Source organism: Anaeromassilibacillus sp. SJQ-5 (genome assembly GCF_054108045.1).
The window spans coordinates 1021640-1045074 of sequence record NZ_JBPJWQ010000001.1 but is presented as its reverse complement, the minus strand read 5'-3'; the positions used below and the strand labels follow the sequence as shown (position 1 = coordinate 1045074).

Annotated in this window: 20 protein-coding genes; 12 read left to right on the top strand and 8 right to left on the bottom strand. The window is 52.1% G+C overall.

The genetic code is table 11. The annotated features are described in order from the left end of the window. Positions 1 to 18 precede the first annotated feature (18 nt). The 7 genes from ACSAMM_RS04255 (at position 19) to ACSAMM_RS04225 (ending at position 8695) form a co-directional block, all read left to right on the top strand. Entirely contained in the window at positions 19 to 4449 is a 4431-nt protein-coding gene (locus ACSAMM_RS04255; protein ID WP_457789994.1) for a suppressor of fused domain protein, read from the top strand. Positions 4450 to 4465: 16 nt separating this feature from the next. Continuing rightward, positions 4466 to 5329 (top strand): CbrC family protein, encoded by an 864-nt coding sequence (locus ACSAMM_RS04250; protein ID WP_457789993.1) that lies wholly within the window; start codon positions 4466 to 4468, stop codon positions 5327 to 5329. A 72-nt stretch (positions 5330 to 5401) separates the two neighbouring features. Beyond that, positions 5402 to 5752, top strand: a complete 351-nt coding sequence (locus tag ACSAMM_RS04245; protein WP_457789992.1) for a hypothetical protein — start codon at positions 5402 to 5404, stop codon at positions 5750 to 5752. 13 nt (positions 5753 to 5765) lie between these two features. Then, entirely contained in the window at positions 5766 to 6338 is a 573-nt protein-coding gene (locus ACSAMM_RS04240; RefSeq protein ID WP_457789991.1) for a hypothetical protein, read from the top strand. Positions 6339 to 6511: 173 nt separating this feature from the next. Beyond that, positions 6512 to 7123, top strand: a complete 612-nt coding sequence (locus ACSAMM_RS04235) for a hypothetical protein (RefSeq protein ID WP_457789990.1) — start codon at positions 6512 to 6514, stop codon at positions 7121 to 7123. Positions 7124 to 7263: 140 nt separating this feature from the next. Beyond that, on the top strand, positions 7264 to 7707 hold the full coding sequence (locus tag ACSAMM_RS04230) for a GNAT family N-acetyltransferase (RefSeq protein ID WP_457789989.1): 444 nt from the start codon (positions 7264 to 7266) through the stop codon (positions 7705 to 7707). A 103-nt stretch (positions 7708 to 7810) separates the two neighbouring features. Beyond that, the gene (locus tag ACSAMM_RS04225; RefSeq protein WP_457789988.1) at positions 7811 to 8695 is read left to right on the top strand and encodes a DUF4261 domain-containing protein; all 885 of its coding nucleotides are present in this window, start codon (positions 7811 to 7813) and stop codon (positions 8693 to 8695) included. Between the two features lie 546 nt (positions 8696 to 9241). Here the strand turns inward: ACSAMM_RS04225 and ACSAMM_RS04220 are convergent. Beyond that, positions 9242 to 11368 (bottom strand): DNA topoisomerase, encoded by a 2127-nt coding sequence (locus ACSAMM_RS04220; RefSeq protein WP_457789987.1) that lies wholly within the window; start codon positions 11366 to 11368, stop codon positions 9242 to 9244. 225 nt (positions 11369 to 11593) lie between these two features. On the opposite strand from ACSAMM_RS04220, the gene ACSAMM_RS04215 reads away from it, so the two are divergent. The 5 genes from ACSAMM_RS04215 (at position 11594) to ACSAMM_RS04195 (ending at position 16928) form a co-directional block, all read left to right on the top strand. After that, the gene (locus ACSAMM_RS04215; RefSeq protein ID WP_457789986.1) at positions 11594 to 12670 is read left to right on the top strand and encodes a hypothetical protein; all 1077 of its coding nucleotides are present in this window, start codon (positions 11594 to 11596) and stop codon (positions 12668 to 12670) included. 12 nt (positions 12671 to 12682) lie between these two features. Then, on the top strand, positions 12683 to 12763 hold the full coding sequence (locus ACSAMM_RS04210; RefSeq protein WP_457792146.1) for a hypothetical protein: 81 nt from the start codon (positions 12683 to 12685) through the stop codon (positions 12761 to 12763). 57 nt (positions 12764 to 12820) lie between these two features. Next, positions 12821 to 13249 (top strand): MarR family winged helix-turn-helix transcriptional regulator, encoded by a 429-nt coding sequence (locus ACSAMM_RS04205; protein ID WP_457789985.1) that lies wholly within the window; start codon positions 12821 to 12823, stop codon positions 13247 to 13249. Positions 13250 to 13336: 87 nt separating this feature from the next. Continuing rightward, the gene (locus ACSAMM_RS04200; protein WP_457789984.1) at positions 13337 to 15070 is read left to right on the top strand and encodes an ABC transporter ATP-binding protein; all 1734 of its coding nucleotides are present in this window, start codon (positions 13337 to 13339) and stop codon (positions 15068 to 15070) included. Then, positions 15063 to 16928, top strand: coding sequence for an ABC transporter ATP-binding protein (locus ACSAMM_RS04195; RefSeq protein WP_457789983.1), 1866 nt, complete (start codon positions 15063 to 15065; stop codon positions 16926 to 16928). The genes ACSAMM_RS04200 and ACSAMM_RS04195 overlap by 8 nt, the downstream gene beginning before the upstream one ends. A 78-nt stretch (positions 16929 to 17006) precedes the next feature. On the opposite strand, the gene ACSAMM_RS04190 is transcribed toward ACSAMM_RS04195, so the two are convergent. The 7 genes from ACSAMM_RS04190 to ACSAMM_RS04160 form a co-directional block, all read right to left on the bottom strand. Then, on the bottom strand, positions 17007 to 17399 hold the full coding sequence (locus ACSAMM_RS04190; RefSeq protein ID WP_457789982.1) for an RrF2 family transcriptional regulator: 393 nt from the start codon (positions 17397 to 17399) through the stop codon (positions 17007 to 17009). 12 nt (positions 17400 to 17411) lie between these two features. Continuing rightward, complete coding sequence (rpoD, locus tag ACSAMM_RS04185; protein ID WP_457792145.1) at positions 17412 to 18527, bottom strand: RNA polymerase sigma factor RpoD; 1116 nt, start codon at positions 18525 to 18527, stop codon at positions 17412 to 17414. A 144-nt stretch (positions 18528 to 18671) separates the two neighbouring features. Next, positions 18672 to 20441, bottom strand: coding sequence for a DNA primase (dnaG, locus tag ACSAMM_RS04180; RefSeq protein WP_457789981.1), 1770 nt, complete (start codon positions 20439 to 20441; stop codon positions 18672 to 18674). A gap of 32 nt (positions 20442 to 20473) precedes the next feature. Then, positions 20474 to 21478, bottom strand: coding sequence for a deoxyguanosinetriphosphate triphosphohydrolase (locus ACSAMM_RS04175; RefSeq protein ID WP_457789980.1), 1005 nt, complete (start codon positions 21476 to 21478; stop codon positions 20474 to 20476). A 103-nt stretch (positions 21479 to 21581) separates the two neighbouring features. Further along, complete coding sequence (locus ACSAMM_RS04170) at positions 21582 to 22232, bottom strand: IMPACT family protein (protein WP_457789979.1); 651 nt, start codon at positions 22230 to 22232, stop codon at positions 21582 to 21584. A gap of 183 nt (positions 22233 to 22415) precedes the next feature. Then, positions 22416 to 22625: a 50S ribosomal protein L31 gene (gene rpmE, locus ACSAMM_RS04165; RefSeq protein WP_457789978.1), complete on the bottom strand. Its 210-nt coding sequence runs from the start codon at positions 22623 to 22625 to the stop codon at positions 22416 to 22418. Positions 22626 to 22719: 94 nt separating this feature from the next. Beyond that, complete coding sequence (locus ACSAMM_RS04160) at positions 22720 to 23421, bottom strand: histidine phosphatase family protein (RefSeq protein WP_457789976.1); 702 nt, start codon at positions 23419 to 23421, stop codon at positions 22720 to 22722. Between the last annotated feature and the right edge of the window lie 14 nt (positions 23422 to 23435).

Genomic DNA, 23435 nt, shown 5'->3' with positions numbered 1-23435 from the left:
GGAAAAGGAGATTATGATATGGATTTATTGAAACAATGCCAGCAATGGTTTGAACAGGAAGAAGAGCAGAAGGTAATCGACGCCCTGGAAGCGATTCCTGCCGAGGAGCGCACCCCGGAACTGGACAGCGAATTGGCCAAGGCATATATTGCCGTTGCACATATAGGAGAACGGGAGCCTTTTGAAAAGGCGCTGGAACTTCTGGCTCCCCATGAGGAGTATTTTGCCGAAGATCACTGCTGGAATTATCGAATCGCTTCCGCTTATTATTACTTGGATGAGGAAGGTCCCGCCCTGCGTTACTTTGAAAAGGCCCTGGAAGCCCGCCCCGGAGACAAAGACACTAAGGAGTACATAGACGATTGCCGGCGTCGTTTGTCCCTGCCCCGCTTTGAAAAGAACTTCCGGGAAAGGACGCAGGAAGCATGGGCAGCCTTTTCTCAGATTGAGGCGGAGTTGCGTGAAATCATGGATACCGACAAAACGCATCGGCGCAGCGAAGAACTGATTGAAAAATGCGGGAATGCACTCAAGACGGCCCTGCGTGATACTTCCTTTGAGCTGGGCTTTAATGGCGAAAAGTATGAATTGATCCTCAGCCCGGAGGGCTTTCGCTCCCGCCTGTTCCCGTTGGTGTACTTCCAGAAGCAGGCCCCGGAATCGGTGCTTGAGCATTGGAATATCTGGGTAGGCCGCCAGCCCTGTGAGGGGTTCGAGCTGCGAGCTGGAGAAATCGAAGTTCGGGCTGAAGATGTACAGATGTGGGCAGAGGAAACAGAAGATCATCAGGTAAGTCTGGTCCTTTGCTGTGAAAAGCTGACGCCGATCTTGAAAGAGGACACAGACAAGGTCTGGTGGGCGCTCTCTATGCTGGTGGATCAAACTATCGGAGAAGTTTCCGCCATCGCCTTTGTTGCTGGGTTTGATGTTTATGCTCAGCCGAAAGACGAACCGGCCAAGCTACTTTCCGAACTGCCGGAGCTGCTGCAAAGCATGGGACTCTCCCTTTGGAGGGATGGCAGCGACTATCTGGAAAACAGTTATCTTGCCTATGAACTTGAACCGGTGGAAGATCCGGAGGCTGATTGGCGGCTGGATGTCTATACCGGTACCAGCCGCCTGCCGGTGCTCATCAACGACTATCTGACTGCCCGTACTGATATGGTGGATGAGTATCATCGTGACGGAATCGTGGCAGGGTTCATCTGCTACCCCCTGACGGGCTTTACCGGCGAGGAGCGAAGCAAAGCCATTCTGGACTTCCGGGATAACCTGCGGGATGCCATCCTGCGGGATGCAGGAGCGGAAGCCGTGACCTTCCTGGGTGGCGCCACTGGTCTGTATTGTGGGTATCTGGATTTTATCGCCTGGGATTTGCCTGCTGTACTGACAGCGGCGCAGGCATTCTTTGAAGGAAGTGACCTGCCTTATGCCCACTTCCATGTTTTCCGACGGGATGTGGGCGGTGTGCCGCTGCTGGATGAGAAAGAACTGGAGCCTGATATTCATGAGGAAACCGGCTCCCTGCTCTCGGCAGAGGATATTGAAACACTGGAATCCTTTGATGAAGGAACCACCGGTTACTTTGAGAAAATGCTCGGCTGGCTGGAGGATTTTATCAAAAACGGCGTAGAAGAAGGACGGTTCAGCGAAAAACAGGCTCACCAGGATTTGCAGATCGCCCTCTGGTACGCCTTCGCCTGCCTTAACCTGGACGACTACATCCATTACTATCAGGCAGCCCAGTGGATGAAGGATTCGGAACCCAACACCGCAGGCTGCGCGACCTGGTACTACCGGTACTCTGTTGCGCTGATGTACTGCGGCAGGCTGGAAGAAGCGCTTAACTATGCAGAGAAGGGCGCAAAAGAGGAACCGAACTACCCCTGGATCTGGCTGCAAGTGGGCAAACTGCGGGCGCATTTTGGTGATAAAACTGGTGCGCTGGATGCTGTCAAACAAGGATTAAAACTGGAACCGGGCGATTATGAGTTCCTGACCTTGAAAAAAGAGATCAAAGCCGGAGCTACCTTAGAACAGATGGAATACCACTGGATCAACCCCGATGCCGACCAAACGCTCCAGCAGGGACTGGACGAGAATGCGGATGATAAACAGCGTGCCTTGGCCTGTATTCGGGTGGATGAAGCAGGACTTTCCGAATTTTATGCGTTATTCTGCCCGGAACGGTATGGCTATGAGAAAAATTCCCCTTGCTGTGAATTTCAATACCCGGTAAAGGAACATCTTGTGGAGCTCTCCTTCCGTATGAACGAAGCCGGACTCTCCAAGATGGGAACCGACTGGTTGCGGCAGCTAAAGGAACGGTTGGACAACGGAGAATGGCTGACCCACACCCCTGAAGGAGAACCAGAGGGCATTCTAACAGGTGTGTTTGTAGACCAGATCCGCCGCATTGGTCTTGTCTATCAACAGCCTGGAGAGGATCAGTATTTTCAGATTTTCCTGAATCCAGACGGCACAAAGGCGGATGCCTTCTGGTCCTCAAGGAAAAACAGTGAACCGGAGGTTTATACGGAGGATGAGATGTCTGCGATAGAGCAGCACATCAAAAACACCTTTGGTGAGTTTGAGAATGTGTTCCATGAGCTGGTTTCCCCTGACATCCATGTGGACATCTGCGTTGTTCCGCCTTCTGAGGAGCGGGACTATTACACACTGGTGACGATGGGCATGGGTGCTCACCGGATGAATGTGCCGGAGGAACTGGCGGAATACAAGCTAGAGAGAGCGGAGCTGGCCATCGCTCTGCAGACGGACTGGAAACTGGATGAGGAATCCCTGAAGGATGAGCGGTGGTACTGGCCTATTGGCCTTTTGAAGGTGCTGGCCCGCCTGCCCATTTCCAGCGATACCTGGCTGGGTTTTGGTCACACGATGGACAAGCAATCGCCTTTTGCAGAGGATACGAAACTCTGCGCCGCCATTTTGACCGGTCCCCAGGGTGTGGCGGAAGGCGGCGAGGTATGCACTTTACCGGGCGGCGAAGAGGTCAATTTCTATCAGGTAATCCCTCTCTATCGGAATGAGATGGAATATAAAATAGAGCATGACGTGGACGCCCTGCTTAACAAGATGGCAGGCATCAGTTTTGTGGTCAATCCTACTCGCCAGAATGCCATCACCAGAGGAACGCTTGCAGAAGAGGAATTCACCGGCGATATGGACGATGCCGCCCGGCACCTGAAATCCATTCAGGAAAAGGGCCTGCCGGTGGACGAGTTGAGCGCTTATAACCACATGGCGATCTATCTGCGCTGGTGCATGGAGCATGATCTGATGAGCGCAGAATTTATGGAGCGGTACTGGGAGCAGGTGCAGCCGTTTATAGCGGATGTGAGCCGCGCCGATCTGCGTAGCTTTATCCGGGATCAACTGAAAGGACAGCTTTTTGGGGCACTGTTCAACAAGGAGGGCGCAGCCTTTGCCGGATACTACTATGGGGAGGCGGACAGCCCGTACTTCCCCAGCGATATTGATAACTATGCCTTGGATTATTTCGGTTTAGAGCAATATTATTCCGATAAGTTCCAAGATGAAGCCTATCTTTTTATTCCCTTTGATGAGAATTATTATCAGGCCATGGCAAAAGTTATTGAAAAGCGGTTCGTCAACTGGCAGGGACAAAATTTCGATGAGGCCACTCTAGAGCCTTCGGACCTTGCAGAAGCCATGATGGAATATCTGGACTGTGAATGTACCTATTTTCCCTCAATGACGGATGATGACCCCATCATGTCGGCATACAACTATGCCAAACGGGAAAGTGTTAAAGAGGGCTTTGTGCCGGTTCTGATTAAGGCGGATGACGAAATCCTGTGGGAATGCCTGATTATGAATTCTGACCCGGACAGCGATGGCGAGGACGACTATGCTTTCGACCCGGACAAAGTTGCCGCATACCGGAAGAAAATGCTCTCCGCCCCCATCAAAAACAGTAAAGCAGTTTTGGAGGAAATGATTGGGCAGCGCAAGGAAGAAGCCGAGGATGACGATATGGACTGGGATGAGGAGATCCTGGGCGAGATGGAGGGCGGATATGATAACCGTCGTTTTTCAAGCTACTGGAATTCCGATAATAATATGACCTATCCTCTCATTCTGGCTAAAATCCCCGTGAAGAACCCTTGGGAGATTTTTGCCTATCTGCCCTTTGGTGGCTGGAATGAATGTCCTAACACGCCGGAGTTAATGGCAGTTGCGAAATACTGGTTTGAACAGCATGGGGCGGTGCCCGCTGCTATGAGCCACGACGAGTTGGAGTTCCTGCTCCCGGCTCCCGTTCCCGAGGAGAAGGCTATGGATGCAGCAGTGGAACTGTATGGCTTCTGCCCTGATGTGATTGACCAAGGCCCGGAGGAAGCCACCGTTGGTGCTTTGTCCGATGTGCTGCGGCAGTCCACTGTTTGGTACTTCTGGTGGGATTGAGCAGGAGGGTGTGTCTATGAACGAATACCTAAAGCAATATATTGAACTCCAAAAGCAGTTTCGTGAGACAAAAGGAAAAGCGGATAGTGTTCGTGCGCTTTATGCGTTCAAAGAAGAATTAGAGCAGAGCGAAGATACACAAGCTAAAGAAGTATTGGTGTATGTTTATGACCTATTGGACTTCAAAAAAAGTGCCTATGAATTGCTTTCTAAAATCGGAGATCGGTCGAATCCAAAAATTTTCCGGCGTCTGGCGATTATGAAAGAATATGCCGATGACTGGGGAGACTCCTTTGCCCTCCGCAAGCCTAAAACCAAAGCGGAGAAACAAAAAGACAGGGAAAAGCGGGACAAACTTGGTCTCCCTTCTTTCCGGTACCATCCAGACCCTTTGGATACCGGGGCTTTTGAGCAGTCTGAGGAGAGTGTGGTTTGTGATTGCTGTGGCAAGAATACTCATATTTACTATACCGACCCATTCTATACCGTGGAAGATATTGAGTATTTGTGCCCAGAGTGCATTGCCAGCGGCGAGGCGGCCCGGAAATACAACGGCAGCTTTCAGGATGATTGTTCTTTGGATGATGGTGTAGACGATCCAGAGAAGCTGGATGAACTTATCCACCGCACTCCTGGCTATTCTGGTTGGCAGCAGGAATACTGGCGCGCCCATTGTGGTGACTATTGCGCCTATTTGGGTAATGTGGGAGCCAGCGAACTGCGGGCGCTGGATGTGCTTGAAGAAGTTTTGGATGACCCCATGTGGGACGATGAGCATAAAGAAATGATTCAGGAATCTGTTAACGGAGGACATCTTCAATGCTATCTGTTTCAGTGCCTTCACTGCGGAAAGCACCTGGTCTGGATGGACTTCGATTGAGGTGTTTTTTATGACCACACAGTTGTATCTTCAAAAAGCAGAAATGCAATTATCAAGAGGTGTCGTTCCAAAGTGTTGCGTGATGGACTTGTGTTCAAAGATGAGGATGGTCAGATCATATTCAACCAGTACAGCTTCTGCGAACTGGTGAAGCACCTGCTGGTGGAGATGGTGGAGATCTCCTATGAGGAAGCCTCCCAGATAGTGGAACGCTCACCGCTGGCAGCGCCAGTGGACAATGCCATGGATGTGGCGATATTCAGCCATGAGTTACCCTATTACTGGACCATGTTGCTCTACTATGGAAACGGCTATTGGCAAAAGGATATTCCAGCGCAGCCAGAGGATATGAATGCCTATTTCGCTTTAGAAAAGCAAATCATGGAAAAACACCACTTAAAAGAGCCTTTTGAGTGGGAGTGAAAGGACGGATCGAATGGGATACGATGTGAGTTTTCACCCGATTTCACCAGAGGAAATGCGGGAATGGTATTTTACTCCCTTAACCTGGATACAGCAGGGACAGGAGGAAAAAGTGCTGGCACTTGCCGCGCAGCATGGAATGGAGGATTTCTATGCAGAAAAATATCTGAATACCTTGCGCGTTGGGGCTGAAACGGAATCTAACGAGCTGTTTGACAAAAGCCACGGCTTCTATATTGCAGTAATCCAAGGGTTTTTCAGAGATTACTATTACACCAGAGGTAGTGCCTTTTCGTTCCTGGTGGAACAAAAGCCAGAATATGCGCGGTACTTCACCTCATGGGAACAAATCACTCCTGTTTCCTTTCCAAACCCCATGCAGAACCGAATCATCGAAAACTACTGCTCCGGTGTATATCTGTCTCCAGATCAAGTTATGCAACTTCTCAAAGACATGGAGCAGGACCCAAAAGTCCTTGAAGATCTGGAGGGGCTTTGGAGCAATGGACAGATCGCTGTGCTGAAAAAGCACTTTCTGCTGCTGCAAAATCAGGAGCTGGTCTGTTGGAGGCCACTGAAGTGGTAGAGCCCAACCCCATCAGTCCGAATGAGAGCACAAGCTACTCCAATCTGTACCATTGTGATCGGGACGGGGTGTATCTCTACATAGATGCCGTCAGTGGTCAATTAGCGGATGCGATTGGGAAAAACGAAGGACGAACATAAGCAGTTGGCGACATTTATCAAGGGGGTGGCACATTGAGCTACACAAAATTCAGCAAGGAAGTAACCAAGTGGCTGAAAGCCAATGGGCTGCCCTGTTATGGAACAGCCTATGATAGTCCTGAAGTGACTCAAACCAGACTGGATGCATGGATGCAAGGAAGTAAGATAATCGCACAGAATTGGATCTCGGAAAAGCGTTATCAGGAATTGATTTCTTGTGCTCATGGCGGCTGGTATCAGGATGATGTGCTCTTTGAACCGTTAGCAATCCATTTTGTAAAGAATCATTTGTTCGACGAGCTTCGATTTTTATGTGAATATGATATTAGACATTCTGTGAAAAATCTGCTGTCTACCATTAAATCGGAAAAAGAGGAGCACAAAACGCTGGACATAACGGCTGTTCAGTGCATAAATGTTGAGGTTTATATGGCGGGACGCGGTTATTCCCAACTGGGCGAGATTGCCAAGTACAGAAAGAAATCGCTGGATCAGATTATTCGCTATATAGGATACCTGGAGCAAATACAAGCGCCTGTCGAATATTTTGAAATGGTGCGAGATCTACAAAAGAAAGTTGTTGATCTGTCCGTGAAACCGAAAGACTTGAAACAGATTTGTTTTCGGTTATCAACTGAGCTATAAACAGAAGATAATAGGAAGTTAAACCATAAAGCAACTTTGAAGGGCGGTCAGTTCACTTGAAGGTATAGAGCATAGAGCACGACTTTTCTTTTAAAGAAAACAGCTTTAGCGTTGAAGAAAAAAAGATAAGGAAAAAGCGAATGGAAATTATAAAACTTAATGATGGCGATAAGAGAAAATATATCGACCTATTATTGATAGCTGACGAACAGGAAAGTATGATAGACAAGTACCTTGAACGCGGCGAAATGTTTGTGCTTAACGACAATGGAGTAAAGGCCGAATGTGTAGTTACGAATGAGGCGGACGGCATTTATGAGCTTAAAAATATAGCGGTTATGCCTGACAGTCAACGAATGGGCTATGGCAAAAGACTGATTGATTATCTGTTTTCCCATTATGCTGACTGTAATACGTTACTTATCGGAACTGGTGATGTTCCTTCAATGCTTTGCTTCTACCACAAATGCGGCTTTACGGAATCACATCGTATAAAGAATTTTTTCATAGACAACTACGACCATCTGATGTTTGAAGATGGGAAGCAGCTTATTGATATGGTCTACTTGAAACGGGAACGCTAATATCTCGTTTGCTATACTGGTCTATTTCCAACGATTGACGAATGGATAAAAAATAGCAATCCAAATACTCGGAGGGCAGTTACAGAAAAAAGGAGGAATGATGATGAGTAACGAAGTGTTCCAGCAAAACTTGGATGACAAAAAAGGCCCACAGCCCGGAGGCCCCTATCTCATTCAGATGCTGTTCAAAGAGCCGGTGGACATGCCGGACAAGGATGAAATGACCGCTGTGATGGAAAAGCACATCGGCGCTGTAGAGTGTTTCTGCCGTGATAAAAAGATGACCGGTTTTGCTGCCCTGGATCATATCGCGGAATTTCAGGATGGCAAATGCCCGGTGCAGCTGATGGTAATGAAATGCGACAAGTTCAAGGGCAAAGGCTTTGATGCCTTCCTGATGAGCCAGATGTGGGACTGTCAGGAGGACCGAGATCGGATCTTCCGTGAGTGTCAATATCAGGTCGTAGCCACCGATATGCTGGCAGCCGCTCTTCCCGCACTGGAGAGAGCCAACCTGGATGCCGACTTTTTGGATGCTCTGGCGGAGCTGTACCCCACCTGTGAGGCGTTCTATTTCCAAAACTGCGGCAAGCTGTTTCTGGCGGAGGATGTACGTTCCCACCAGATCGAAGGCTCGGACCGATTTATCCGCTTTGGCGTCAATGTCCGCTTCTTCAACATTGAGGGAACCGAGGATATGCTCATCGACACGGTGGGCATGAGCACTCTGTTCCTGCCAGATCTCCAGTATCACTTCCATGGTATGGATCCAAACCTGGTAGTAAACCACGCCTACAACGTGGCGTCATATATTCTGGAAAATGACAATCCCATTGAGGATGATGAAACCATAGATGGAATCAAGGATGGTAACATGAGTCGGGAAATTCAGTGGAGATGCCAGTACGAAGATTCTTTGATCCAACCCTCCAGGGCGGTGCTGGATATCAATATGGGAGAGTATGCAGCGGGAAATCGAAATAATTAACTGGATTTATTATCTAACTAAAATAATCATACTGAGCGCATTTGACAAATTGATTTTTTAAAACTATGATAGTGATAGATGACTTTTCCTAGAAAGGCTGTCAAAAAGGCTGTCAGAATACGGTTCGCGTTTCATCAGCCTTTTATGCTCCGGGTCAAAAAGCCAGTAAAATCTCGACTTTTTCGTGTATCATGGTGGAGTGGGATAGACCTCAGCGTTTTGTCTCCAAAACCGCGTGCCGAGGGTTCAAGTCCTTCTGCCCCTGCCAAAAAATGCGTCAAACCTTGATTTCACTAAGGTTTGACGCATTTTTCTGCCTGTACGAACCATATGAAATTTCTCTTTCTCCCTCAAAAGCAGCCATTAGAGAGCCTATTTATGACGTAATAGTTGTACGGCACAGGGTCGAAAAAACGGGGTGCTCATGAAATTGGCGTGTATAATTCATAGCAAGACCCCCATTGGCCACAATGGGCTGGTACTTTTGTGGGATGCGGAAGTTCGTATCCCCTACCTGTAAAATTTTGCGCAGGTATTTCAAACTGTTTACCCGGAAAAGTCGAATACGGCACGGCCGTTTTCCAGACGCAAAGCGGCGTCGAAGGCTTTTCCGCTTTTTGAGATGAACCCAACGATTTTCGCGGTACGGCCTTCAGACAACAGTTTTCGGACATTGGCAATGGATATCACCCGCGAACAAATCACGCCATGGATGCTAAATTTACACCCCTCCTTATACCCACGGCAGCCATAGCCGAATTTCGTCCGGACGACCTCGCCGCCGCATAGCGGGCATCGGCCCGCCGTTTCCCCGTAAAAACCATCGTCTGTGTCCTCTTCGAGCGTTTGGGGCGCCGTGTTAAAAACCGCGGCAATTTCCTTTTGAGCCAGAGCCAGGCAATCGTTAATCCGGCTCTCCGCACGGAAAACCCGTTTTAGCGAGCGGCCCAGTTCGGCCGTCTTATACTTATCCATACCTATCTGCATCCGCCGAAGCGATTCGATGAGATAGACGCCGTCGGGCAAAATGGTGTAAACGTCCTTTTTCAGCTGAATGTACCGGCTTTTCCGCGCGTTATCGATGATTCCGGTGCGGGTCGCTTCCGTCCCCAGCTCCAGGCCTTCGAAAATGGCCTTATAATCTGCGGTATCGCTTCCCGGATCATCGCCCTCGCTGTCGGCGGCGGCCTTTTCCTCCCGGAAAGGGTTTTTCAAATAATTATTCAAGGTCTCAATGGTATAGTGCTTGGGCGGACTAGTCTCCTTTTCCACCGGCTTAAAGTCAATATTGACCTTATCCCCTTTTTTAAGCGCCGGTAAAACTTTGTCCTTTCCCCTGTAATCGTCGTATTTCGTCCATCCTTTTTCCAAAATCACGGTGCCCTTGAGCAGGAATTCTTCCAGTTCCCCGACCGCTATCCGGATTTCCGTCTTCTCCGCCACACACGGCTCCGCGCAGAACACAGCCACAAAGCGGCGGATGATGGCCGCGTATACCTTGGACTCGTCCGGGGTCAGCCTGTCCTTGGCCGGGATTTTGAAGGTAGGGGTCAAGGCGGAGTGAGACTCGATTTTGCTATCGTCAAAAATCGACTTGCTGTCTTTGAATTCCACTGGATATCCCAGACGCCCGACAGCCTCCAAAATCTTTTTCACCTTGTCCTTTTCCGCTGTCGCCAGATATTCCGAGTTGGTGCGGGGATAGGTGACATACCCTTCTTCATACAGCTTTTGCACAATGGCCAGACTGTCTGGCATGGCCATTTTATAGGTCTTTCCTAGCATATTCTGCAGCTTGGTCAGCGAATACAGCTTACCTGGATTCAGCTTGTCCTTTTTCTTCTTGACGCCGACGACGACGGCTCCCGCCGCATTATAAGCGTCGCACAGCTGCTGTGCTTTTTCCCGCTGATTTTTATCAAACTTCTGCTTGGACTGCAATTCGATCGGTTCTCCGTTGGTTTCCTCTTTGCTCGCCAAGGCGTAATATATATCGGGAACGAAATTCTTGATAGCCATATCTCGGTCGTAAATCGCCTTGACAATCGGGACAATAACCCGGCCGACCCGCAGCAGAGTGCCGGTTTTCAGGGTGGCATACCGGGTCAGATTCACGCCGTACAGCCAGTCGATAAAGGTTCGCGCATAGCCTTCGTACGCGAGATTGTCATACGCCTCCTCGTCTTTCATCTCCGTGAGCGCCTTGTTGATGGTTTCCGCCGTTTGATCCGGCAGCCACAGGCGTTTATGGCTTTTGCCCGCGCGTTCCTCTTTACTGGCAAAGGCGTGATCCACGATGATGCGGATGATGATTTCGCCCTCTCTGTCGGCGTCCCCCGCATTGACGATGGTATCCACATCCGGCCGGTTGCACAGCGCCTTAATGGTCTCAAATTGCCGGGCAACGCCGCTATCCACCTGTTTGTCGCTGCCCTTACGCAGCACAAACTTATACTTTTTCGGGAAGCAGGGCAGATTATCCATCGTCCAATGGCGGCATTCCTGCGGGGCGGGATTGTAGTCCTCGATATCCGCCAGGGAAAATAGATGGCCAAACGCCCAGGTAACGATATACTGGGCACCTTCATAATACCCGTCCCGTTTCTTCATGCCCCCGATGGCCGCCGTTATATTCCGGGCCAGGCTCGGTTTTTCCGCAAGTATCAGTATCATATGGCAATCGCTACATCCTTTTATCCGAGATAGTCGTTGTTACTTATCATAACACATAATCTTCCAGAAGTCGATCGACCGTGCCGCCCGGTATGTCAGCCGCGTTGCCTCTTTCTTATTGTTTCGTCTGATTTTGTAAATTCTCCCTTGAACGTCGACATTTTTTGGGTTTTATGATATGATTTACGAGGATGAATTTAAGAGAGGTATAAGGAGGGGCATTATATGGCAATAAGATTTCGGATAGCCAAGGGCGCGCTGCTGGGGCTAGCGGTTATGCTCGCACCCGCCTGCACAGCACAGAATCCGTCTGATTCCGTCCGCCTTTCGTTTCGGGGGCAAGTCTCGTCTTTTACGGAATCTGCCGCCTCTATTTACTTGACTTCCTATGATAGCGGGAACTCATCCACATATCATCTGAACGCCTTTGACAAGAATGGGAAAAAGAATTGGGAGATAAAAACACAGACGGATGGCCGGATATATGCGCTGCGAGACGGAAGGTTTTTTTATGCATCGAAAAACGGGGAGGTTGCCGCCTACAATGAGCGGGGAACGCTTCTTTGGAAAACGGCATTGGATTTAGACGAATTCTCGAATTCCAATTTTTTATTAACGGCGAGCGGTGCATTGCTGGTAAATTTGCAATCATCCCCCGATCCGGCGACGGTTTATTGCCAAATCAGCATAGAAGGCACAAAAACCATTTCGCCTGAAATAAAGGGTCTTACCACCTGCTATACCTTCAATTATCCCTTGGGGGGCTACATCACCGTGGGGTATACCGGTGACCAATGGGCCATCAGCCGGATTCGCGATGATTTTTCAGTGGAATGGACGTATAGCGGCGAGACACATGAGGATAACTTTTCCATTCAGGACATTTCGCCAAACGGCAGCGTTCTTTTCAGCGGAAACACGACTGGCTCGATCAGCACGTTTTTGAAGGAGCTCGATCCCGCAGGCCAGGTGGTGAAAAGCGCGGCTTATCGAAACCCGCAGATCGTGGCGGCTTATTTTCAGGATCAAATCGTCGCCACGGCGGATAAACTGAGGGTTCTAGAAGCGGATTTTACCCTCAAGGCCACATATGATTTCTGTTTGTACCCAAAAATCAAGATCCTGGAGGACTCTTTTTTTGTTTACAGTCCGGGTTCTTACAGCCGCGGTGCTTCTGTGACCTATGACGGGTATTGTAAACAGTACGACAAAACCAACAGGCTGGTATTCGACAAGGTTTTTGAGGCTTCGGATCAATTTTTTGAAATCGGAGAAAACGGCAAGCGCTATTACAGGAAATAGCGCCAGGGCTGGATTTTCGGGCTGTTCAGCGATAAGCCCGGAAATTGCGTCAAAAAGGCCATGCGGGAGTGCACCGGTATAAAAAGGGGTTGACAGAGAAATCAAAGCGGCTTATAATGTTAGCAGCCTAACAAAAGGAGGGATATACTAGTGGAACATTCCATTGGGCTTACCATTCGGACGCTCTCCAATTTGCTCAAGCGGCGGATGTTTGAAACCCATCCGTCTCCCGGCGGCCCTCCCCCGACCAAAATGCATGCGGAAATCATTGATTTTCTCTATCAGAACCGGGAAAGCGTCATTTTTCAGCGGGATCTCGAAGCACACTTTTCCATTCGGCGTTCCACCGCCTCCGGGCTTTTGCGGCTGATGGAGGAACGGGGCATTGTGTATCGTGAAAGCGTGGCGGAGGACGCCCGGCTAAAAAGGGTGGCCCTGACGGACAGCGCGGTGGCTATTCATGAAAAGGTCCGGGAACAAATCGCGGAAACAGAGGCCTTGATGGCGCGCGGCATTCCAGCGCAGGATTTGCAAATCTTTTTTGACGTGGCGGAAAAAATCAAACAAAATTTGTCGTAACCTCTTTTTTCTAAAAAGAGGTTATTTGCCAAAGCAAACTGTTAGGTAACTGACTGATAGTCTGCTAACATAATGGAGGTACTGTGTATGATAAAACGACTGGCAAGTTGTGTGAGGGAATTCAAACGGGATTCGATACTGGCCCCTCTCTGCGTGACGATGGAAGTGGTCATGGAAGTGGTCATTCCTCTGTTGATGGCCCGGCTCATTGACAACGGCATCAACGCCGGGAATATGCCGTATTTGATAAAAATGGGCATATTTCTGGCCTTGTCGGCAGGCATCTCCATGCTGTTCGGAGCGCTGTCGGGACGCTTTGCGGCCCGCGCTTCGGCGGGATTCGCCCGGAATCTCCGGCATGATCTATACGGGAAGGTGCAGACGTTTTCTTTTGCAAATATCGATAAATTCTCCAGCGCCGGTATCGTCACACGACTGACCACCGACGTCACCAATCTGCAAAACGCCTACCAGATGATTATCCGGGTAGCGGTGCGGGCGCCGGTAATGCTGCTGTTCTCACTGGGCATGGCGTTTTCCATCAGCGCGCGGCTGTCGCTGGTGTTTCTATGCGTGATTCCGGTGCTGGGACTCGGCCTGTTCTTATTGGCGCGCAAAGCGCATCCGATTTTCGAACGGGTATTTTTGACCTACGATAAGCTGAACAATGTCGTTCAGGAAAATCTGCGGGGGATCCGGGTGGTGAAATCCTTTGTGCGGGAAGACCACGAAATTGAAAAATTCGGCAAGGTTTCCGACACGATATACCGGGATTTCAGCCGGGCGGAAAAAACAGTGGCCTGTAACATGCCACTGATGCAGCTGTGCCTGTACACCTGCATGCTGTTAATCTCCTGGATTGGCGCCAAGCTGATTGTGGGCTCCAGCATGACGACAGGCCAGCTGGTCAGCCTGATTTCTTACGCTATGCAGATTTTGATGAGCCTGATGATGTTGTCCATGATTCTGGTGATGGTGACGATAGCCCGTACCTCCGCCGAGCGGACGGCCGAGCTGCTGGACGAGGACAGCAGCCTGCAAAACCCCGCCGCGCCGATAACCCATGTACAGGATGGGGCGGTGGCCTTCGAAGGCGTTTCCTTCAGCTACAGCAGCGATATGGAAAAGCTGTGCCTGCGGGATGTGAGCTTTTCGATCCCATCAGGCCATACGGTGGGAATCCTGGGCGGAACAGGCAGCTCCAAATCCACCCTGGTGCAGCTGATTCCCCGTCTATACGACGCCACCAGCGGGCGTGTGTTGGTCGGCGGGGTGGATGTGCGCGCGTACGATATGGAAAGCCTGCGGGAGAACGTGGCCATGGTCCTGCAAAAAAACGAACTGTTTTCCGGCACGATCCGGGAAAATCTGCTGTGGGGCAACGAGAACGCCACGGATGAAGAACTGGTGTGGGCCTGCCGGCTCGCCCAGGCGGACGATTTCATCCGCGCCTTTCCCGACGGGTATGACACGCATATCGAGCAAGGCGGCGCCAATGTGTCGGGCGGCCAGAAGCAGCGTCTTTGCATTGCGCGCGCCCTGCTGAAGCGCCCGAAAATTCTGATTCTGGACGATTCCACCAGCGCCGTGGACACCCGCACCGATGCCCTCATCCGCCAGGCTTTCCGCAGCGAGCTGCCGGACACCACCAAATTCATTATCGCGCAACGGGTATCCTCTATACAGGACGCCGATACCATCCTGGTGCTGGACAACGGCGCCATCAATGGCATCGGCACACACGAACAGCTGCTGCAAACTAACCGAATTTACCAGGAAGTCTTTACTTCTCAAACGAAAGGAGAGCAGATGCATGCCTAAAATTCCTATGGATGGTAAGGCGGCCAAAAGGCTGCTGGGCTATGTTTGGAAAGGCCATAAAGGGCAGCTGATCGCCGTGCTCATCTGCATTCTGGTCAGCGCGATAACCGGCGTGGCCGGTTCCTTATTCACCCAGCGGCTGATCGACGATTACATCACGCCGCTGCTCCTCTCCCCTTCTCCGGTATTCACAGGACTGCTTCAGGCCATTCTGATGATGGCGGTGGTTTATTTGGCGGGAACGCTGGCGGCATTCGCTTATAATCGCATCATGGTGTCGGTTTCCCAAGGGGTTCTCAAGCAAATCCGCGACGGGCTGTTCGCCAGGATGCAGGCGCTGCCTATCCGCTATTTCGACACCCATAGTCACGGCGATATTATGAGCGTTTACACCAACGATACCGATACGCTCCGGCAGGCGGTTTCCCAAAGCCTGCCCCAAATGTTCAGCGCCGTCATCACCGTGGTGGCCGTGTTCATCGCCATGATAACCACCAGCATCCCGCTGACGGTTCTGGTGCTGCTCTGTGTGGCAGGTATGCTGCTGGTCAGCCGGAAGGTGGCGGGAAAAAGCCGCCGGTACTTCATCCGCCAGCAGGCTTCTCTGGGGTCGCTCAACGGATACATCGAAGAGATGGTTCACGGCCAGAAAGTTATCAAGGTGTTCTGTCATGAAGAAAAAGCCAAAGAGGAGTTCGACAGGCTTAACGGTGAGCTGTTCGAGGACGCCGACGCCGCCAATAAATACGCCAACATTCTCATGCCGATTATGGGAAACATGGGCCACCTCCAGTATGTACTGGTCGCCGTCGTAGGCGGCGCGCTGGCCCTGTCCGGCATCAGCTCGCTGACGCTGGGGGCTATCGCGGCCTTCCTGCAGCTTTCCAGAAGCTTCTCTCAGCCCATTTCCCAGATGTCTCAGCAGTTCAATTCCGTGGTCATGGCGCTGGCGGGCGCAGGCCGCATTTTCGCCCTTATGGACGAGGAACCGGAAACGGACGAAGGCTATGTCTCTCTCGTCAACGCCCGCGAGGAAAACGGCGTACTCTGTGAAACGGAAGAACATACCGGCTTATGGGCCTGGAAGCACCCTCACGGCGATGGGTCGGTTACTTACACGAAATTGACTGGAGATGTCCGTTTCTTCAACGTGGACTTTGCCTATGAAGAGGACAAAACCGTGCTGCACGGGGTCACTCTGTATGCCGAACCGGGGCAAAAGGTGGCCTTGGTCGGCGCGACTGGCGCCGGGAAGACCACCATCACCAATCTTCTCAACCGCTTCTACGACATTGCGGACGGAAAAATCCGATACGACGGGATTAACATCAATAAAATCCACAAGAGCGACCTCCGACGTTCGCTGGGCATCGTGCTGCAGGATACCAATTTATTCACCGGCACCGTGGCGGAAAACATCCGTTACGGCAAGCCGGACGCCACCGATGAGGAGGTGAGGGCTGCGGCCAGGCTGGCCAATGCTGACGGGTTTATCGAGCGGCTTCCCGAAGGATACAACACCATGCTGAACGGCGCGGGAGCTGGGCTGTCGCAAGGGCAGCGGCAGCTGCTGTCCATTGCCAGGGCGGCCATCGCCGATCCGCCGGTTATGATCCTCGACGAGGCCACCTCCAGCATCGACACACGCACGGAAGCCATCGTTCAGAAGGGCATGGACGGTCTGATGAAGGGCCGCACGGTGTTTGTCATCGCCCACCGGCTGTCCACCGTTCAAAACGCCGACGCCATTCTGGTGTTGGATCACGGCGAGGTAATTGAGCGAGGCAGTCACGACAGTCTGATCCAGGAAAAGGGCGTCTACTACCGGCTGTATACCGGCGCGTTTGAGCTGGAATAAACACCAAAGGCCTGCCGCGCATGCGGCAGGCCTCAGCTTGTCAAAGAAGCCCCGGAGAATTCTCCGGGGCTTTACGCTTTACAGGGAATCGAACGTGGCTTCGTCCAGCTTTTGAATAACCATTTGCGTAATGTCATCGAAAACCGAGTGAAACGGGCAGGCCGTCACCGAAGAGCAATTACAGGCATAGCCATTGTCCACACACCGGCTGAACCGATAGGGGCCTTCCACCGCCTCGATCACCTGGCGCAGGGTGATGGACGAGGCGGGACGGCTCAGCGTGTACCCGCCGTGGGCGCCTTTGAACGATTGAACAATATCGGCCGCCACGAGCTTTCGCATAATTTTCAGAGTAAACCGCAGGGAAACACAGGTACTGTCGGCAATGCTCTGGGCGTCCCGCCGCTCATTCGACTGGGCAAGATACTGCACAATCCGCACGGCATAATCGGATTCCAGATTGATGTGCATAACGGCTCTCCTTTAATCCAGGAAATCTTTCAGCTTTTTGCTGCGGCTGGGATGCCGAAGCTTCCGCAAGGCTTTGGCTTCAATCTGACGAATCCGTTCCCGGGTGACATCAAACTCCTTGCCCACCTCTTCCAGCGTGCGGGGGCGGCCATCCTCCAATCCAAAACGCAGCCGCAGCACCTTCTCTTCCCGCGTCGTCAGGGTGGAGAGCACCTCACCCAGCTGTTCCTTCAGCAAGGTATGGGAAGCGGCGTCCGCCGGCGCTGGCGCCTCATCATCGGGAATAAAATCCCCCAGATGGCTGTCTTCCTCTTCGCCGATAGGGGTTTCCAGGGACACCGGCTCCTGGGCCACCCGCATAATTTCGCGCACCTTATCCACCGGCATATCCAGCTCGTTGGCGATTTCCTCCGCCACCGGCTCATGCCCGTTCTTATGCAGCAGCTGGCTGGACACCTTTTTCACTTTATTGATGGTTTCGACCATATGGACGGGGATGCGGATGGTACGGGCCTGATCGGCGATGGCACGGGTAATCGCCTGCCGAATCCACCAAGTCGCGTATGTCGAAAATTTGAACCCCTTGGTATAGTCGAACTTCTCCACGGCCTTGATAAGGCCCAAATTCCCCTCCTGAATCAAATCCAGGAATTGCATGCCGCGGCCCACGTAACGCTTAGCGATGCTGACCACCAACCGCAGATTAGCCTCGGACAGGCGCTTTTTCGCATATTCGTCCCCGTCGATGATCCGCATGGCGAGATCGATCTCCTCCTCGGGAGACAAAAGCGGCACGCGGCCAATCTCCTTGAGATAGACCTTTACCGGGTCGTCAATGGCAATACCTTCCGCAACCGCTACCGGTTCGGCGGTGTCCCCCTCCGCCGCGTCCAGAACGAAATCCAAGTCAGCGAAAGCCGCCGTTTCGAAGTCGTCAATGATTTCGATATTTTGGCTTTCCAGCTGCTCGTACAGCTTATCCATCTGATCGGGATCGAAATCGAAATCCTCCATAGCGTCCATGATTTCCTGCGTGGTCAGCTTTCCCTTGGCTTTGCCAAGCTCCACCAAATCATGGATTTGCAGCTTTTTATCCTTTTTCGCAGCAGGGGCTTCCGCCGTTTCCATTGGCTCCTGTTCCGCTTCAGCAGCCGCGCCGGCGGCCTCCTCCGTCAGGATTTCAGGTGTTTCCAGTTCTTTTTTGCTCATGTTTTCCAATCCTTCCAGCCGTCCGCTGCGCGGCGGCACACCATTTGAACCTAATACGGTTTCTTACTTTTTCAAATCCCGCATGGCGGCCAATATTTCGTGGATTTTATCCTCCGGCATGTCGGCAGGATTCTCCAGACCGCGCAGGCTATATTCCTCGCGGATGATATCCGCGTAACCCCGGGCTTCCGCAAGAGAAGCTTCTCTCTCCTTCGCGTCCCGCACCATGCGGGACATGTACGCCATTTCATCCTCCGAATAGTCGGCGGAAAGAAAGGCCAGTTCCACCAGCAGTCCATTCTTGTGGCGTTCAATCAGCTGCCGATACAGCCGCCGATTGAAATCGGTCACCATATGCTCGGGCGGAAGCCGTTCCGCCATCGGGCCGATAAAATCTGGATTCAGCAGCAACAGCCCCAGCAATCCTTCTTCTGCGCTGACGGCTCGCAGATGCTTCTCCGCGCCGGGATTCACCTTGCGGATAGTATTCTCCGTCTGCCGCACAATTTGCGACAGCTGCCTGTCTTTTTGCTGTTTTCGCTTTTTTTCCACCGAATAATTGACCTGTTGAAGGATGGCATCCTTCGAAACAGCAAGTTCCGCGGCCAATTTACCGGCATACACGTCCCTCTCAATGGGGCTGCCGAGACCGGCCAACAAATCCGCAGCTTCCCGCAGATAGGCCACCTGACCGTCCGCCGTACCCAGCATATGGCGACGCCCCAGCTCCATCAGTTGGTATTCCACGTCGTTTGCCGAGCGTTCCAGCAGCAGACGAAACCTTTCCGGTCCGTTTTTCTTGATGAATTCATCGGGATCCTTCCCATCCGGAATGGACACGACCCGGATATGTACACCATTGCTCCGCAATAGGCTAATAGCCCGCTGAGTGCCCTTTTGACCCGCGGAATCCGCGTCGAATATCAAGGTGGCTTCATCTGCGTAGCGGGCCACCAGCCGGGCATGGTCGGCCGTAAACGATGTACCCAAGGCTGCCACGGCATTGCCGAAGCCCGCCTGGTGCAGGGCGATAACATCCATATAGCCCTCGCAGAGAATCAGCTGCCGGTTGTTGGCCGCTTTTGCAAAATTCAGGGCGAACAGGTTGTTGGTCTTCTTAAAGACCAAGGTGTCGGACGAATTGAGATATTTCGGTTTGGAATCGTCCAGAACCCGGCCGCCGAATGCGATGACATTGCCCCGAATATCGATAATGGGAATCATGACGCGGTTTCGAAATATATCGTACAGACTGCCCGTACCCGGAGAACGGGAGCTGCGTTTCGCCAGAAAAGCGGCAACCAGCTCTTCGTCGTTGAAGCCCTTCTTACGCAGAGCGTCCCGAAGCGTTTGATAGCTATCCGGCGCAAAACCCAGGCCAAAACGGCGAATCGTATGATCCGTGTAGCCGCGGCTGTGGTAATAGTCCAGGCCGACTTTCCCTTCCGGCCCATAGAGCCAGGTGTGAAACAGCCGCGCGGCCTCTCGATTCGCCTCCAGGACACGGGTACGCAGACGGGAGGTGGCGTCGTTTACATCGTTTTCCGGCATTTTCATTCCGGCCCGATCCGCTAAAAAGCGTACTGCATCGATGTAGTCGAGATTTTCTATTCTTTTGATAAACGTGATGACGTCTCCGCCCGCTCCGCAGCCGAAGCAATAAAACGAGGAGGTTTCCGGATACAGTGTGAACGAGGGGGTTTTCTCCCCATGAAAAGGACAAAGTCCCACCAGATTTCTTCCCCGCCGTTTCATATTTACATAGGAGGAAACCACGCTCTCAATATCGCTGCGCGCCATCAGTTCCTGCAAAAAGCTGTCCGGCAAGGGCATGAGCGTCACCTCCCCGTTAAATTTTCAATCGCTCATTTGAGTTGAATCGACCAGCTTCGCGGGATAAACAACGTATGATAGATTTCCAGGGCATAATTGTCGGTCATGCCGGCAATATAGTCGCAGACGGCCCTTGGGGCCCCCTCCGCTTCCCGAATAGCGGCAAACTCGTCGGGAAGCTGCCCGGGATTATGGATATAGTAGTCAAACATACGACTGACAAGCCCATCCACTTTACTTTCTTCACTTTTGGCTACCGGATTGCGATAGAGCGCCTCAAACATGAAGGTGTGCAGCTGCTGAAAGTAAATCTCGGTTTCGGGATCCATCCGGATATCGTCTCCGCTGTTCTCGACGATGGCGGTAACCAGCGTATCGATGCGGGTGGTGCGGCGGTCCCCCAGCGCTTCCCGGATGGCGGGCGGAACATCCTCCTCCGACAGGACGCCGGCCCGGATGGCGTCGTCAATATCGTGATTGATATAGGCCACCCGATCGGCCAGGCGAACGATTCGCCCCTCCAGGGTCTGGGCCGGTTCGCCTGAGGTATGCCGTTCGATACCGTTGCGAACCTCATAGGTAAGATTCAGGCCCCGGCCGTCATTTTCAAGACGCTCCACCACGCGGACGCTTTGCTCATAATGGCGGAAACCGCCATCCATCACAGCGTTCAGCGCCCTCTCTCCCGCGTGGCCGAAGGGCGTATGGCCGAGATCATGGGCCAGAGAAATCGCCTCGGTCAAATCCTCGTTCAGCTGCAGGGCGCGGGCAATGGTGCGGGCAATCTGAGAGACCTCCAGCGTATGCGTCAAACGCGTCCGGTAATGGTCGCCTTCCGGAGACAAAAACACCTGCGTTTTGTGCTTGAGCCGTCGGAACGATTTGCAATGCAGCACCCGATCGCGATCCCTCTGAAACGCGGTACGGTAATTGCAGGGGAGTTCCTCCCTGTCCCGCCCCTTGGAACGGGACGCCAAGGCGGCATAGGGAGACAATATCTGTTCCTCGATTTGTTCGTAGCGTTCCCGAGCCTGCATAGGGCACCTCCTTGCACGACAGTGTGTCATAACGGCGCTTCTATACATGTTATACGGCAAATCGGACGTTCATTCCTGCTTGTCCGCAGAATTCTTTTATCTCTTACCGGTTTTGTCCCATTTTTTTCGACTCAAATGAAAAATATCGCCGTTCTTCGACAGCAAGCGACAACGCGCCCGCGCTTTTCTCCGTCAGAGCCGCCTGCAAAGGTTCGGTTTGCTCCAACGGCAGATGAAAGGCCAATTCCACCGTATCGGTAAAAATCGTATCGTCCAGCACGCCCCCCTGTTCCGCGATGAGCGGCGCGACCCAGCCATATTGGCCATAGCTACAGCTGAGGCGCACGATATCGCAAAGACGCATAACCTGCAAACCGCCGGCGGCAACCGCCAGCGAGGCACCGTGAGAATAGGCGCGCACCAGCCCGCCGCCACCCAGCAGAATACCGCCGAAATATCGGGTGACAACCACGACGCAGTCGGATAACTCTTCCTTAAGCAACACATCCAGAACCGGCATGCCGGCGGTTCCCTGCGGCTCTCCGTCGTCGGAATACCGGCGGATGCCCCCTTGCCGCAAGACATAGGCATAGACATGATGCGTGGCATCCCAATGCGCCTTTTTTCTTTTGGCTACAAATGCCAGAGCGTCTTCTTCCGTCTGAACGGGACATATAGCGCCAATGAAGCGGGAACGGCGTTCCACGAAGGCGTCCTCCGCCTCTCTGGCAGCTGTTTGATAACCGGCGTCCATAGCACTCCCTCCTTGTCCGCATCGCATGATAAAAACGGCGCCGGTAAAGCGGCGCGTCATTAGCGGAGAATCCAAGCTGAGGTTCGCCGCTTTGCAAGAAATGGCTCAGCGGAACAGGTTCCGCTGAGCCATTTCTTCTAAATAGGTGCGCACCTAAATCCGGCGCCGTTTTGTGTCCGCTGCTTATTTCTCGTTCTTCAAACCGAAACGCCGGTTGAACCGATCCACACGGCCGCCAGCGTCCACCAGCTTCTGTTTGCCGGTGAAAAACGGATGGCATTTGGAGCAAATTTCCACGCGGATATTCTCTTTAGTGGAACCCGTCGCAATAACCTCGCCGCACGCACACGTGATCGTGGTCTGGTTATACTTGGGATGGATACCCTCTTTCATTCCTGTCACCTCTTTCGGAAAACCAATGCAATAACATTAAGACTATAGCATATCTCGTCCAAAAATGCAAGTTGTTTTTTATAAAAAATTTGATTTACAAATTCACTCGATTATTATGCTGCAGAGGCAGCCCCTCTTTATAAATATGGGAGGTGTCGGAAAGGCACAGGCACTGAGGAGCGGTCACCCCGTTCGGATAATTCCGAAATTCCAGAATGGTAATACTGGAATGGGTAATATCAAAGCCCGACCAAAACAGCATGGGCGGCACCTGCAGCAGATGGGACAGCCAGGTGGTTCCGAACCCCTGGTGACAGAAAACCGCTACCCGCTCCTCACTGGGATTCACCATGCGATATACACGCCCTTCGCGGCGATAGCCCAGTTTCTCCAGAAATCTATCGGATTCCCGGACAATGCGGGCGTATCCCTCCCGGGCATTCGTCCCCCGAAAGCAGGGGGAATCGTACCAGTCCTCACGGATGGGATTGTCCTGCATCATTACCGTATTCTGTACATGAAAAGCCCACGTCCTTCTTCCCTGCTCATTCGTCACCGACAGGTCTTGCCAAGCCGCGTTTTCGCTGGTCCATTCTTCAATTTGGCAATCCAAGCCCAGCAGCTCGCAGGTGGGCTTCGCCGTCTGCTGCGCCCGAACCAAGGGAGAGGCGAAAATTTTATCCAGGCCATGAACAGCCAGACGCTTCGCAAGAGCCGCCGCCTGAAGATGTCCTTTTGGGGTCAGAGAGTCGGGAGCGTAAATTGGGTCGCCATGTCGGATAATATACAGCAGCACATCCGTCTCTCCTT